Genomic DNA, 12,628 nt, shown 5'->3' with positions numbered 1-12,628 from the left:
ACAGGAAAAGGAAAATAACGATGACAAATGTGATTGCCTGTATCGACGGTTCAAAAGTGACACTCGCCGTATGTGACGCCAGTAGCTGGGCCGCTCAGCAACTGGATACCTCAGTAACTCTATTGCATGTATTGGATAAGTCAGCCTATCCAATAGAGTCAAATCTGTCAGGAAATATTGGCCTAGGTACACGGGAGCACTTGCTCAATGAAATGGTTGAGCTCGAAGCGCGCCGAGGCAAGCTGGCACTCGAGCAGGGTAAGTATATGTTGCAAGATGCGCAAACGCGCATCGTGGAGGCACAACCCGCAGTCGTGGTTGAAACCTTGCAGCGTCACGGCGATTTAGTCGAAACTCTGTTAGAGCAAGAATCCCATGCCAGACTGGTGGTGATGGGCCGTCAAGGGGAGCAGCATCAAGATCAGACGCAGGCCATTGGCAGCCATTTAGAAAACGTCATTCGCACGCTTAAGCAGCCTATTTTAGTGGTGATGGACGAGTTTACTGCACCGACTCGATTTATGATCGCCTATGATAGCAGTGTGACCGCAAGAAAAGCTCTCGATCGAGTTGTAAGCAGTCCGCTACTTAAAGGGCTCGAATGTCATTTAGTGATGGTGTCTGATGATCAATCGCTGGCGACAGCTGAACTGGCGTTGGTGGCCGAATCTCTGATTGCGGCGGATTTCAATGTGGTTACCGCCGTTTGTCAGGGAGAAGTGCAAACGGCTCTTGAGATCTATCAACTTGAGCATCAAATCGATCTTATGGTGATGGGCGCCTATTGTCATTCGCGTATTCGGGAGTTTTTTGTGGGTAGTAATACCACAAGGATGATCAGTAAAAGCCATATCCCCTTGTTATTACTTCGCTAAGTTAAATATGCATTTCAACTTATTTCGCTCAATCCTAATGACTTGGTTTTAGTTAGAACATCTGAGTCAGAAGCTTGAGGTAATCATTTAAGAAAAAACGGCGAGCATTTAGGCTCGCCGTTTGATATCACAGTCGAATGGTTCGTGTTAGTTAGCTTTAGGCTCGAAGCTAAAGGCTTGACCCGCAAGAGCGGCTTCAAACATTAAGCCGCCTTTTGCTGCGGTAAATACCGCCATACCGTTGATATAAGAGCCGCTTGCTGAGCGATTACCACCCGATTGGCCTGCGCCTGCTGAGTTGCCTGTGGTTCCTGCTTGAGCGCTTGCTCCCATGTTGATGGCAACTGCCGACGCTTGGGCGTCAAACTCGAAACTGCCGCTCGTGAAGGCTTCATAGGCTTTGGCATCTTTAAAGAAGATGATCTCGCTGTAGGCCTGCCCACCTAATTGAAAACCGATGGATAATTGAGTCAGACTCGAATCACCCATATAGGCACCGCCTTGGTAGACTCGGCCTTTGCCATAGGCTGCACCGATCCCAATTCCGCCTTTACCCACAGTTGGGAATAAAGCATAGCCATAGGCTGTGTCGAAAAATTTACTGGTTTCTTTCGCTTTTTGGAAATTGACTACTGCCTGATCGTAGCTTTCATCTGCATGTACAGTTGGGGCAGCAAATAGGCTCACAATAAGGCATGTTGATGCCGCAATGGCTGTTAAAAATGATTTCATGGTAACGCCTCTTCAAGTCTTTAGTTGTTCCAGACTAGCCTTTATCGACACAAATGACAGCCAAAAGTGACATATGTGTCAGCTTAGGTTCAGTGTTCGACTTAATGGTTGGAGTGATATTGGTGGTGATGATTGGAGTGCAGTTTCGCCAATTAGTTCTTAGGTGGCGAAGAACCTTGGTTTTTTTCTGCATCGTCCTGCTGAACTTGATGCAAAAATTCATACTCCTCTGGGGTGAGAATATTTTCAATGACGAGTGGGCGTTGCTCTAGCTCTGGTTCGGCCATGCGGCCTTTTAAGTAGGCAGAGCGGGTGATTTGCTTTAGCCCATATACCGCCAGCATATACATGCTCAGTAGTAAGGTCAGCCTTGGCAATGCGTGGGAAAGTAGCGATAGATTATCACCAAGATAGAAAGGCAAAATCACCACAAATACGCGGATTAACCAATTCAACAACATGGCCAAGGTCAAGCTTATCAGCCAACGAAACCGAATGGTGCCGAGCGCCTCTTGGGTTTGAGTGACATCTCTTTGATTGCGTTTATGTCGACGAAACAACATCCACAGCGCGATAAAGTAAAAACAGGTTTGTACAGATAACAGCGCTGGGAGTAGAGCACCCCATTGGCTGATACTCATTTCTTTAAGCATCAGAGCTATGGGTTGCCACTCGTTAATGGGATGCGCAGTTAATCTTAGGGCAATATCTAAAATGGCGAAAACTAATGTTAATGCAGATGGCCAGTAATGCTTTGAAAACCCTAGCGGTTTATTGGTTGGTGCTAAACTGCGTTTGCAATAGAGATAGAGCAAAGGCATGAGCAAAAAATAGATGGGGTTAATCAGATTGAATAGGATATGAATGGGAATTGGACTGTTATCGCGGTTTAACATACCCGTGAGGAAGTATAAAGCAATAAGACTTAAGAAAGCGGCGAGGAGTTTTTGGTTAGCGTCTGGGTGATAAAAATAGCGAATATAAATAGCTAACGCAAGGCAATGTACGCCTCCAAATAATGACAACCACCAGTAAGCTTGAGTGAAAAAACTATGAAACTCGTTCATATGCGATACCTCGAGCCCTGTTATATCAGGGAAATCGGCTCGGTAAAAGTATCGCCGTTAGTTTTTCTGTTGGCTTGCTATGCGCTGATGACGATTTGAAGCCGCCTCGGGCACAACGCTGGGAACAGGGATGCGTTCCGCGAGTAAGTGTTTGATTGCACGAACGGGATGCGGTAATAACATCCGTGGACCAGAAAAGATCATGATCTCTTTGACGATTTGTTTCTGCGCGGGTTTGTAGCAATGCACTGGGCATTTATTACAGGTGGGTTTGTTTTGTCCGTAGGGGCAGCGATCTAGGCGTGTTGCGGCATAATCCAATAACTCAATGCAATCTGCACATAGGCTCGTCGCGTCTTGGCCTTGGTGTTTCGCCTTGCAATAAATTGTCACCATTGCGGCAATGGTTTGGTGTTCGTACAGGAGTTTGCCCGTAAGCAGTGTGGCTGTGCCCATTGGAATACCTTAGCTTGTCACTCGGATATCCCATCATAGGCAGTGAAATTGGCGCTGACAAAACGAAAGCGCCAATTTATGAAGGTGCGCACAAAATGGGGCTTTAAATAATCCAACTATCCCCAATGTCACACCTAAAAATAAACCTTAGATATGCATCACTTTGTCGGCGGCCAGTGTCCAGCGAGTTAAATCTTGCAGTGTGCCTATATGTGCACCTTCGATAATCATTTCCGCAGTGACGCCTCGTGCTTGAGCGCAGGTCTTGCAAAGTAGAATCGGAACTTGCTGTGCCGAGAGAATTTCAAACATCTGCTGCAGGTTGTAGCTTAAGTCAGGTGTGGTTTGATTTTTGAGTGCGCCAAACACGGCATCTGACATGAGAAAAAGTTTAAGATCGACCGCTTGCTCGTCCTGATCCTTCAGGGCTAATGCGATGCGTAAGCTATTAAATAGCTTTTCTGTTCCGTAGGGACTGGCATGGGCCACGATAAGAATACTTTGCATCAGGTTTTCCTTATGTTTGTTATAAGCAGGTGGATGGGGGGATTAGGGAACTCGATTGTGCCAGTCTAGCGCAATTGGCTATAACTATTTGAGCGCAAGATCGTATAAAAAGGCATAAATACTTGATTTGCACCGACACAATGGACTTTAATAGCGGTTAATCTCTGCTCAATTTTTAGCTAGACTCGGTTGCCATGGACACTGTCCTGATGGACGTTGGCAAACCCATTGACACGGCTTCTGATGAGAAGCGGCCATCAAAGGTGAACAAGAATGAAGATCTTAGTCGTATTTATACTGATTGCTGTCGGGGTGTTTTTATTCCTTCGCGCGCAGCGATTGGCGAAAGAAGAACAAGAGGCGATGAAACCCAAGCCGACCTCGGTAAAACCTGTAGTTCCCACCGAAGAGGCACCTATTTTCTCCGCTGCTGAGCCCGAGCGTGTAGAACCTGAGCCAGTTAAAAGGGTTGAGGATACTGGCGTGGCTGAAGTAGAGCCCGTTATCGAAGTTGAAGCCGAATTAATGCCCCGTGAGACCGAAAGCCCTGCGAGCATTTCGGTGGCGCTAGACACAGATATCATCGAAGTCGATATACCTGCAGCCCATAACGAAGAGGTGGTGATCATTTTAGGCACTACGCCTACCGATGAACAAGCTGACGCCCAAGATGACGCAGAGCCAGCATCGAACACACGTTCTGAGGTCGGTGCGCCAGGGGCTTGGGCGAATGTGACTTTAGTTCGGGCCTTTGAGGAGTATCAAGGAGCGACGTCAGCCAGTGCTCGCTATACCGCGCTGCAAAATATGATAGCTGAATGCTACAAACAGCGTAAATCGGCGGATTATCTCAACTATGGTGCTCAGTTAGCGGAAGAGTATATTGCACTGTTCCAAGCGGCTAGCGCCGAGCAAGGCAAAGATACTGAGCTTAAATCTTCCGGTTTCCTGCATTTAGCCACCTTGCTAAATGATACCCAAGCCTTCAATGCCGCCATTGTCATCTGTCGCAAAGCACTCGAGCTTGGGCTGAGCGATGGCACTGTCACTGGCTTTGAGGGCCGAATCAACCGGATTGAGAAAGCACAGACTAAAGCAACCACGGCTTGATATGTTGTAGGGAGCGCTTAGCGGGTAAACCCTTAGTCGAAAAGCGGTTATTTCCCTCGTCTAAGCAGTGTAGAATCTCTGCTAACTGAATGCGCAAAAGGCGAACTAAGGTTCGCTTTTTTTATGGGCTTAATAGGGGAAAAATGAAACTAAGTTATGCCTTACCGAATGTCTTATTCGGGCTTGGATTATTGCTACTCAGTGGCTGTACTAAAACCCCAGAATGGACCCTATTTTATTATCCCGATGTGAGTGCCATTCCGGTGACACCTTTGCAGGCCGAAGATATTAATGGTTACTACGATACTCTAGAGCAATGCCAGAGCAAGGCTCATGGTATGCAACGTCTAAGTCGTTCTGGCGTGAGTGGTTTTGGCCTTGGATCTTATCAATGTGGGCACCTATGCGAGTTCGACGATAAGTCGGTGCTGGTTTGCAAGACCATGAGCCAATAGGTGGACAAGATGAAGTTTAAACAGGATTTTTTTACTCAGCTGCCTGAGTTTTACTCGCAAGTATATCCACAAGGGATAACTAAGCCTGAATGGCTGGCATGGAGTAATGACGCCGCCCAATTGATAGGCTTAAGCCAACCCACCGATGAGTTGTTATTGGGCTTATCTGGCAATGCTGCCGTCGATGGCGCAACTTACTATGCCCAAGTGTATAGCGGCCACCAATTTGGCGGTTACACGCCGCGCTTAGGGGATGGACGCTCGATCATTCTAGGTGAAGCGATTGGTCCAAATGGCGTATGGGATGTCGCCCTTAAAGGCGGCGGTCCGACGCCTTATTCGCGCCGTGGTGATGGCCGTGCTGTGATGCGCTCCGCAGTGCGCGAGTTTTTAGTCTCTGAGGCGCTGCATCATCTGCATGTGCCGACGACCCGCGCCTTGGCTGTGATTGGCTCTGACTTGCCCGTATGGCGTGAGAGCCAAGAAACCGCAGCCATTACCGTACGTTTAGCTCGCAGCCACATTCGTTTCGGTCATTTCGAGTTTTTCTGCCACAGTGAGCGCGGTCGTGCCGATAAGCTGACTCAATTACTCAACTTCACTATTACTCAGCATTATCCCCATTTGAGTTGTGATGCCGCAGGCTATAAAGCGTGGTTTTTACAGGTAGTGCAAGATACCGCTAAGATGATTGCCCACTGGCAGGCGGTCGGTTTTGCCCATGGCGTGATGAACACAGACAATATGTCGATTCTGGGCGACAGTTTTGACTTCGGTCCCTTTGCGTTCCTCGATACATTCCAAGAAGACTTTATCTGTAATCATTCGGATCCCGAAGGTCGCTATGCCTTTGGTCAGCAGCCGGGCGTCGGTTTGTGGAACTTGCAACGTTTAGCGCAGGCGCTCACACCAGTGATCCCATCCGATGACTTAATTGCCATTCTTAATCAATACCAAGAGGCGCTAGTGCAGCCTTATTTGCGCTTGATGCGGGCGAAATTGGGTCTCTCTACCGTTGATGTTCCGTCGGCGGATCAGGACAAACAGGATCTCGAACTCATAGGTCGATTTACTGTGCTGATGGAGAAAAATCAACTCGATTACACTCAGACTTGGCGTCAATTAGGTAAGTTAGATCCAACCAGCAAATACAGTGCGCTGCGGGATGATTTTATCGATGTCAGTCAGTTTGATGCTTGGTATCAAGCCTATCAACAGCGATTGGGCGCAGTAGCGGATATCCCTGCGTGGCAAACTGAGCGCAATAGTGTGAATCCCAAATATATTTTGCGTAACTATTTAGCCCAAGAGGCGATAATCGCAGTAGAAGAGGGTAATCTTGCGCCGCTGCATTTGCTGCAAAAAATCTTAACTCAGCCCTTTGCCGAACACGCAGAGCATGAAGACTTAGCCAAGCGTCCACCGGACTGGGGCCAAGGTTTGATCATGTCATGTAGTAGTTGATGGGATAACAAGCATGAAATTACCAAGCACACATTTAAAAGCCATGAGCTTAGATACCATTAGTTTAGATACTATTCGCTTAGATAGAAGTGCCTTAAGTTTAGCGGTCAGTGCGGATATCGATTTTGATCGTTTCGCTGACTTTGCCGAACCTTTAGCAGCGGCGCTCGATTGCACTGTGCGCGAGCGTCAGTGGGGCGCCGACAGGCATCAATGGTTATTAGAATTTGAAGGCAGCCAGTTATGGCTCAATTATGAGTTTTACGGCAACATTTGCTGGCTCTCGACCGAACGAGAAGCCGATTTTGAGGTGCTGGAATACTTAGCCACTTTGCTGCAACCTCACCTAAGAGTGAACTGAATATGAGTCAGAATATGACGCCACCGACTACGAGTTCCAGTGGTGCAGAGTTCCATTTTCAAGCCCTAACACCGGATTTGATCTTAGATGCGATTGAAAGTCTGGGCGTGTACCCGGAAACGGGCTTACTCGCGCTGAACAGTTACGAGAACCGCGTGTATCAGTTCCGTAGCGATGAAGGACTGCGCTATGTGGTGAAGTTCTATCGCCCAGACCGTTGGAGCGATGCGCAGATCCAAGAGGAACATGATTATGCGCTCGCACTCGCGGCAGAAGATATCCCGATTGCCGTACCTGTAATTATCGAAGGCCATACGTTACACAAGTACCAAGGTTATCGATTTACCCTGTTTCCTTCCTTAGGTGGTCGCGCCTTCGAAGTCGATAATTTAGAGCAGCTGGAATTAGTGGGGCGGTTCATCGGTCGGATACACCAGTACGCGGCACAAACGGTATTTGCTGAACGTGAACCACTGAATCCGCAGATTTTAGGCGCCGAGCCGCTCGCGTGGTTAAAGCAATCTAATCTGGTGCCTAATAGCCTACGCTTGCCGTTCTTTACCGTAGTAGAGCAGGTGCTGGCTAAGGCGAATGCGATTTGGGATCGCCAAGATTTTGCGGCCATTCGCTTACACGGCGATTTACACCCAGGCAATATTTTGTGGACGCCAGACGGTCCCGGATTCGTCGATTTAGACGATGCTCGCATGGGACCGGCGATTCAAGATTTATGGATGATGCTAACCGGGGATAGAGCGCAGCAAATGATGCAGCTTGAGATCTTACTCGAAGCCTATGAAGAATTTTGTGAGTTTGATACAAGGCAGTTAGCCTTGATTGAACCGCTGCGGGCGCTGCGTATGGTGCATTACAACGCGTGGATTGGCCGTCGCTGGGACGATCCGGCCTTCCCGATGAACTTCCCTTGGTTTGGGGATGAAAAGTATTGGGAACAGCAGATTTTGGCGTTCAAAGAGCAATTATTTGCCCTTAGCGAACCACCACTGAGCCTAGTGCCGTATTAGCATTGAGCAAAATATGATTTCACAGACGTATCTTGTGACATTAGATTGAACTCTTAAGCTTGAGTTACACTCAAAAAATGGAATATGTTAGTCTCCAGCCAATTTATCAAAATGATTTAAGGAATTTTCATGAAAAAAGTATTACTCATGGCCGCGGCTCTGTTACTGGCGCCACTGGCAGTATCGGCTGTGGAATACCAAGAAGGTGTGCATTACACAGTGATTAACGATGGCCCAGCAACAGCGAAGCCTGAGATTACTGAGTTTTTCTCTTTCTATTGTCCGCATTGTTTTACTTTCTCTAAAACCGTAGTGCCAAAAATTCTCACCGATAAGCCAGAAGGCGTTGCGTTTAACCAAGCACACGTTGATTTTATCGGCAAAGAGATGGGGGTTGAAATGTCACGCGCATTTGCAGTCGCACATCAGTTAAACGTCGATGAGAAAATGGATGCGGCGTTATTCTCTGCTATTCATGAGAAGAAACAGCATTTTACTAATCGCGATGATGTTCGTGCTGTGTTTATTGCTAACGGTGTCGATGGTAAAACCTTCGATGCGGCCGCAGAGTCTTTCATGGTAAAGGCGCAAATGGCAAAGATGAAGCGTGATACTGAAAACGCTAAGCTGACGGGTGTACCTGCTCTGGTTGTTAACGGTAAGTACCGTGTTGAAACAGGGGCAATCAAATCCTACGACGAGCTGTTAGAAATTGCTTTCTACCTAGCAAAAAAATAGTTCGATAGGCGTTACCCGCACTGCTGTCATATGAGCGGATGATAATATTGTATCGATTGCATGTTAAAGAGAGCCTAAGGGCTCTTTTTTATTGGGGGGTTGGCAACAACAAGGCAAATAAAGCTTTGATAGGGAGTTTAACGTACTGAGTTAGGCCTCTGTAGGCTAGTCGTTTGAACTTATGGAATAAAGACGAGGCAAAAAATGGGCAAAAAAAACCGTACTTCTTGTAAAAGAAAGTACGGACTTGAGCCAGAGGACTCATTTTTACCCTGAGTAACGCTAATAATTTAGCAGAGTGTCAAAAAATTGGCAAGTGACATTATTATGGCGATCTTCTTTTTTTGCTCACAGGGTGACATATTCATAGTTTAACTAAATCAAACGATTAAGTATTTTTGGCGATAAAAGATAAAAAATACCACTCTAACGATGAAACTCAAGTGGCAAAGCTTCTGTCAAACAACTGTAATCAATAACAACAAGAATGCTTGTAGGTGGTCATATGAGAGTTTTTCCTGTCTACGCACCTAAGCTTATCGTTAAGCACGCGCGTATTTTTCTCACTGGTGTTATTTGGGTTAAAGATTTAGGACGATTGGAATTTGAGAAGGGACGGTTTTTACTGCCAAGAAAAAGCCTGCCAAAAGTGAAGCAGGCTATTTTAGAATTGAACGAACTGATCGAAGCGCAGCATCATCAAACTAATGCAGTTTAGATTTCGCTGTTTAACAAGCCAACAAGGCCAGTCACTTTTTCGTTCCAAGAAGTGAGTTCTTCTTGTAGTTGCTGGTTTTGCGCATTCAATTGTTGATTGTGCTCACTCAGCGTAGACGCTTTTTGCTTCTCTTCTTCAAGCTCCATTTTTAGAAGCTCGATAGTTTCGAGTGCAGCCTGGATTTTGGTTTCCAGTTTGGACAGTAATTCAAGGCTCATCTGGAGAGTCCTATGGTTTCTGGATGGGACTGTGATTCTAGCAGTGCCTAGAACTTAAGGAATAGCGATTCTTGCCGTTTGGTTAAAAAACACCCTATTACTGGGTTCTAAATTAAGTTTTTTTGCATTTGTTATTAACTCGTTAGTATTCTTGGTTTTATTTTTTATCGGAATGGTCCATGTCGCCTAGTTTGCTCGCCATACTCCCGCTACTGTTGACCTTAACTTTAGCGCTATTTTTACGCCGCACGCTGGTGGCGTTAGGTGTAGGTATTGTCTCTGGTGCCCTATTAATCGCCCAATTTGATCCTCTGCAAACTGGGTTGTATTTGCTTGATATCGGTGTAAAACAATTTTATGCCCAAGGTGTTTGGCAAGCGTGGCATCTCAATGTGCTGTTCGCCATGTTATTGCTCGGTAGCATGACGCAATTGTTAGCACGTGGCGGTGCCGTGGGGCAGTTTGGTGATTGGCTGTATAGCCGTATTCGTACTGAACGTCAGGCGCGTCTTGGGGTCGTATTTCTCGGTTGGTTAGTGTTTATCGATGGGATTTTCAGTTGTCTTGCTGTCGGCCATGTGTGTCAGCCGCTCAGCCAGCGTTATGGTATTCGCCATGAGCAGCTCGCCTATTTAGTTGATTCCAATGCTTCGCCTTTATGTGCGCTATTGCCTTTCTCCAGTTGGGGCCCCTATGTGATGGCGCTTATCGCGGGGATCAGCTTTTTGCCCGTGTCGCCGCTGGAAGCCTTTATTGAGGTGGCCTTATTTAACTTTTACGCCATAGTGACCTTAGGCTTGTCCGTGCTCGTCGCTTGGTATGGCGTGGGTTTTCACTCTTTTGTTGCTGCTACTGCTGTGGAATCCTCCAATACGGTCGAGGTTAAGGGAAATCCTTGGCTGCTCGCAATCCCTATGCTGACTCTGCTGTCTGCTTCAGTGGGATTAACTTTGTGGTCGGGGGCTCAGCAGGTCTCTTCTTGGGATGTGTCACTTTGGCTTGCTAAGGCTGATATTGGCGCTTCTATGCGCGATGCTTGTTTGTTGGCAACCTTAGTCACTCTTGCCATGTTAGGCTTGTCTGGGCGACGTTTAACGGCGTTAGTGGGGGATTTGAGCCACGGAGTTCGCATGATCGCCTTCGCCATTGCGATTTTACTCTGCACTTGGATGATTGGCGCTGTGATCCAAGATCTTGGCGTCGCTAAATTGTTGGCTGCTTGGGCTAAGGCTTATCTTTCTCCGCACCTGCTGGTAGCGGGAATGTTTTTACTCTGCGCGATAATGGCTTTTGCGACGGGTTCAAGCTGGGGAACATTTGCAATTATGATCCCTATTGGCGCAGAGATTGCCCATAACTTGGATCCTCATTTGTTGTTACCTGTACTGGGCGCTGTGATGGCGGGGTCGGTATTTGGCGACCACTGCTCGCCCATTTCAGATACCAGCGTGCTCAGTGCGACCAGCTCAGGTTGCGCTCCCCATGACCATGTGGTGACTCAGTTGCCCTTTGCTTTGATCGCGGCATGTGCAGCCTTAGTCGGATTTCAATTAGTCAATTTAGCCGTGGCGACGCCGTTAGTGTGGCTGGCCGTGGTGAGCTGTAGTCTAGGATTATTTGTCTTGATGGCACGTTTTTATTCACCTTTGCCCAGATTCGTGGCGCAGACATAAAGCCAGTTTATCGCTAAAATGGCCGATTCGGTTCTTGCTGAGCCATTTATTTAAGTGCATCTGATTTAAGAGATTATCAATATGAGTATTACCCGTTTAGATGTAGGTACCCGCATGAGCAGTATAGTGATCCACCAAGGTACTGTGTATCTGTGTGGTCAAGTGGCGAAGGACAAGTATCAAGGCATCACCGAGCAAACTGTCACTATGCTTGAGGAGGTCGATACCTTGTTAGCGCAGGCGGGAAGTTCGCGTGAGCATTTACTGTCAGCGACTATTTATCTGAAAGATATGGGTGATTATGATGCAATGAATGCGGTATGGGATGCTTGGGTGCCTAAAGGCCATGCGCCAGCCCGCGCTTGTGTGCAAGCCGCTATTGCCGAGCCAGAATATTTGGTTGAAGTTTCTGTGATTGCGGCGGTTGCGGTTTAAGCGCTAAGCTATTTTTCGTCCAGTTAAGAAGCCTGTTTCGATCCCTGTCACCGAGTGTCATGACTCGGTGAAGCTTTTCCGCAATACACCTCACTAACTAAACCTGTATTGTTCAGCACGTTCACTCTCTTCTAACAAAACCCTTTAGCTTTAACCTAATAAGTATTCCATTAAATGTGCAGGGACAAGCGGCGGATGATCCCCATATTGTTCTGAGAGTGCGGTGGCGATAGTCTCAATATCTTGTTGGGCTAAGCCTTGTTCGATAATGGCAAACGCCCAAGGAGCCTCGGTTTTGAGTTTGAGGAAATAAGGCGTTTCGACAAATTGTGCGAGTGAGTAAGCGGAGCCTCCTAAACCATGCCCCCAACCTTCGCTGACCTGAAAGGGTCTATCCAGATGTGCCATATCAAATTCAATGAGATGGGGGTATTTGCCGTTATGCCCACCGATCCAGTGACCGATTTCAACCGATAAAATCATAGTTGCCATGTTATATCCTTTGCTAGGGTTGCTTGGCCGCAATGAGTACTCGGCTAAATTCAGCATTAGGCTCGAGGGGCGTGATGGCGGCGATATGGTCGAGTCTAAGGGATTGTTTAGTTTGTTGCAGTTGGATGATAAGCCACTCAGTTTTGTCGGCTCTTGTCTGCGTGGTGATGGCTTTACCTTGGCACTGGGTGCCATCAATAAGCTCAATTTTGAGTTGATAACCACGCAGACAGGCGAGTTCGAGATAGTCGTAGTGAGCGCAGGGGATCATTTTATAATCTGACATTGGATCATCTCATTGG

General features: G+C 47.1%; 17 protein-coding genes. 10 read left to right on the top strand and 7 right to left on the bottom strand.

The window, feature by feature from the left end; genetic code table 11:
- Positions 1-20: 20 nt before the first annotated feature.
- Positions 21-875, top strand: coding sequence for a universal stress protein (locus L5M40_RS18040; protein WP_263257003.1), 855 nt, complete (start codon positions 21-23; stop codon positions 873-875).
- Positions 876-1,022: 147 nt separating this feature from the next.
- Here the strand turns inward: L5M40_RS18040 and L5M40_RS18035 are convergent, their stop codons facing one another.
- The 4 genes from L5M40_RS18035 to L5M40_RS18020 form a co-directional block, all read right to left on the bottom strand.
- Entirely contained in the window at positions 1,023-1,607 is a 585-nt protein-coding gene (locus tag L5M40_RS18035) for a YSC84-related protein (protein WP_105250489.1), read from the bottom strand.
- A gap of 152 nt (positions 1,608-1,759) precedes the next feature.
- Complete coding sequence (locus L5M40_RS18030; RefSeq protein ID WP_168826004.1) at positions 1,760-2,674, bottom strand: hypothetical protein; 915 nt, start codon at positions 2,672-2,674, stop codon at positions 1,760-1,762.
- Between the two features lie 57 nt (positions 2,675-2,731).
- Positions 2,732-3,130 carry a nitrous oxide-stimulated promoter family protein gene (locus tag L5M40_RS18025; RefSeq protein WP_071940633.1) on the bottom strand — a complete coding sequence of 133 codons (399 nt, stop codon included), beginning with the start codon at positions 3,128-3,130 and terminating at the stop codon, positions 2,732-2,734.
- 147 nt (positions 3,131-3,277) lie between these two features.
- Positions 3,278-3,637, bottom strand: a complete 360-nt coding sequence (locus L5M40_RS18020; protein ID WP_006083495.1) for a DsrE/DsrF/TusD sulfur relay family protein — start codon at positions 3,635-3,637, stop codon at positions 3,278-3,280.
- A 273-nt stretch (positions 3,638-3,910) separates the two neighbouring features.
- Between L5M40_RS18020 and L5M40_RS18015 the strand changes: the two genes are divergently transcribed.
- The 7 genes from L5M40_RS18015 (at position 3,911) to L5M40_RS17985 (ending at position 9,508) form a co-directional block, all read left to right on the top strand.
- The gene (locus L5M40_RS18015; RefSeq protein ID WP_263257002.1) at positions 3,911-4,747 is read left to right on the top strand and encodes a hypothetical protein; all 837 of its coding nucleotides are present in this window, start codon (positions 3,911-3,913) and stop codon (positions 4,745-4,747) included.
- Positions 4,748-4,890: 143 nt separating this feature from the next.
- A complete protein-coding gene (locus L5M40_RS18010; protein WP_113941607.1) occupies positions 4,891-5,202 on the top strand; it encodes a hypothetical protein in 312 nt (103 codons plus the stop codon).
- A 9-nt stretch (positions 5,203-5,211) separates the two neighbouring features.
- Entirely contained in the window at positions 5,212-6,666 is a 1,455-nt protein-coding gene (locus tag L5M40_RS18005; RefSeq protein ID WP_263257001.1) for a protein adenylyltransferase SelO, read from the top strand.
- A gap of 13 nt (positions 6,667-6,679) precedes the next feature.
- The gene (locus tag L5M40_RS18000; protein ID WP_219254227.1) at positions 6,680-7,027 is read left to right on the top strand and encodes a DUF3630 family protein; all 348 of its coding nucleotides are present in this window, start codon (positions 6,680-6,682) and stop codon (positions 7,025-7,027) included.
- Positions 7,028-7,029: 2 nt separating this feature from the next.
- Entirely contained in the window at positions 7,030-8,052 is a 1,023-nt protein-coding gene (locus L5M40_RS17995) for a serine/threonine protein kinase (protein ID WP_219254229.1), read from the top strand.
- 129 nt (positions 8,053-8,181) lie between these two features.
- The gene (locus L5M40_RS17990; protein ID WP_168826000.1) at positions 8,182-8,790 is read left to right on the top strand and encodes a thiol:disulfide interchange protein DsbA/DsbL; all 609 of its coding nucleotides are present in this window, start codon (positions 8,182-8,184) and stop codon (positions 8,788-8,790) included.
- 505 nt (positions 8,791-9,295) lie between these two features.
- Positions 9,296-9,508 carry a DUF1107 domain-containing protein gene (locus L5M40_RS17985; RefSeq protein ID WP_006083486.1) on the top strand — a complete coding sequence of 71 codons (213 nt, stop codon included), beginning with the start codon at positions 9,296-9,298 and terminating at the stop codon, positions 9,506-9,508.
- Here the strand turns inward: L5M40_RS17985 and L5M40_RS17980 are convergent.
- Positions 9,505-9,726 carry a cell division protein ZapB gene (locus L5M40_RS17980; RefSeq protein WP_006083484.1) on the bottom strand — a complete coding sequence of 74 codons (222 nt, stop codon included), beginning with the start codon at positions 9,724-9,726 and terminating at the stop codon, positions 9,505-9,507. The genes L5M40_RS17985 and L5M40_RS17980 overlap by 4 nt on opposite strands.
- Positions 9,727-9,905: 179 nt before the next feature.
- Here L5M40_RS17980 and L5M40_RS17975 point away from each other — a divergent pair, with 179 nt between their 5' ends.
- Entirely contained in the window at positions 9,906-11,399 is a 1,494-nt protein-coding gene (locus L5M40_RS17975) for a Na+/H+ antiporter NhaC family protein (protein WP_263257000.1), read from the top strand.
- An 81-nt stretch (positions 11,400-11,480) separates the two neighbouring features.
- Entirely contained in the window at positions 11,481-11,834 is a 354-nt protein-coding gene (locus L5M40_RS17970; RefSeq protein WP_173248029.1) for a RidA family protein, read from the top strand.
- Positions 11,835-11,984: 150 nt separating this feature from the next.
- Here L5M40_RS17970 and L5M40_RS17965 read toward each other — a convergent pair whose 3' ends face one another.
- Positions 11,985-12,326 (bottom strand): hypothetical protein, encoded by a 342-nt coding sequence (locus L5M40_RS17965; RefSeq protein ID WP_113941614.1) that lies wholly within the window; start codon positions 12,324-12,326, stop codon positions 11,985-11,987.
- A 13-nt stretch (positions 12,327-12,339) separates the two neighbouring features.
- Positions 12,340-12,612, bottom strand: a complete 273-nt coding sequence (locus L5M40_RS17960) for a Rho-binding antiterminator (protein WP_131524943.1) — start codon at positions 12,610-12,612, stop codon at positions 12,340-12,342.
- Between the last annotated feature and the right edge of the window lie 16 nt (positions 12,613-12,628).

This window comes from Shewanella sp. SM68 (assembly GCF_025653925.1).
Lineage (GTDB): Bacteria > Pseudomonadota > Gammaproteobacteria > Enterobacterales > Shewanellaceae > Shewanella > Shewanella oncorhynchi.
Note: the sequence above shows the minus strand (reverse complement) of the source record. Positions and strands in the feature narration are given on the sequence as shown.

Excerpts from the sequence above, each read along its gene's own strand:
- L5M40_RS18015 (WP_263257002.1), top strand. The coding sequence starts at position 3,911 with ATGAAGATCTTAGTCGTATTTATACTGATTGCTGTCGGGGTGTTTTTA.
- L5M40_RS17970 (WP_173248029.1), top strand. The coding sequence starts at position 11,481 with ATGAGTATTACCCGTTTAGATGTAGGTACCCGCATGAGCAGTATAGTG.
- L5M40_RS17965 (WP_113941614.1), bottom strand. The coding sequence starts at position 12,326 with ATGGCAACTATGATTTTATCGGTTGAAATCGGTCACTGGATCGGTGGG.
- L5M40_RS17980 (WP_006083484.1), bottom strand. The coding sequence starts at position 9,726 with ATGAGCCTTGAATTACTGTCCAAACTGGAAACCAAAATCCAGGCTGCA.
- L5M40_RS17975 (WP_263257000.1), top strand. The coding sequence starts at position 9,906 with ATGTCGCCTAGTTTGCTCGCCATACTCCCGCTACTGTTGACCTTAACT.
- L5M40_RS17995 (WP_219254229.1), top strand. The coding sequence starts at position 7,030 with ATGAGTCAGAATATGACGCCACCGACTACGAGTTCCAGTGGTGCAGAG.
- L5M40_RS17990 (WP_168826000.1), top strand. The coding sequence starts at position 8,182 with ATGAAAAAAGTATTACTCATGGCCGCGGCTCTGTTACTGGCGCCACTG.
- L5M40_RS17960 (WP_131524943.1), bottom strand. The coding sequence starts at position 12,612 with ATGTCAGATTATAAAATGATCCCCTGCGCTCACTACGACTATCTCGAA.
- L5M40_RS18010 (WP_113941607.1), top strand. The coding sequence starts at position 4,891 with ATGAAACTAAGTTATGCCTTACCGAATGTCTTATTCGGGCTTGGATTA.
- L5M40_RS17985 (WP_006083486.1), top strand. The coding sequence starts at position 9,296 with ATGAGAGTTTTTCCTGTCTACGCACCTAAGCTTATCGTTAAGCACGCG.
- L5M40_RS18020 (WP_006083495.1), bottom strand. The coding sequence starts at position 3,637 with ATGCAAAGTATTCTTATCGTGGCCCATGCCAGTCCCTACGGAACAGAA.
- L5M40_RS18040 (WP_263257003.1), top strand. The coding sequence starts at position 21 with ATGACAAATGTGATTGCCTGTATCGACGGTTCAAAAGTGACACTCGCC.
- L5M40_RS18000 (WP_219254227.1), top strand. The coding sequence starts at position 6,680 with ATGAAATTACCAAGCACACATTTAAAAGCCATGAGCTTAGATACCATT.
- L5M40_RS18025 (WP_071940633.1), bottom strand. The coding sequence starts at position 3,130 with ATGGGCACAGCCACACTGCTTACGGGCAAACTCCTGTACGAACACCAA.
- L5M40_RS18005 (WP_263257001.1), top strand. The coding sequence starts at position 5,212 with ATGAAGTTTAAACAGGATTTTTTTACTCAGCTGCCTGAGTTTTACTCG.
- L5M40_RS18030 (WP_168826004.1), bottom strand. The coding sequence starts at position 2,674 with ATGAACGAGTTTCATAGTTTTTTCACTCAAGCTTACTGGTGGTTGTCA.
- L5M40_RS18035 (WP_105250489.1), bottom strand. The coding sequence starts at position 1,607 with ATGAAATCATTTTTAACAGCCATTGCGGCATCAACATGCCTTATTGTG.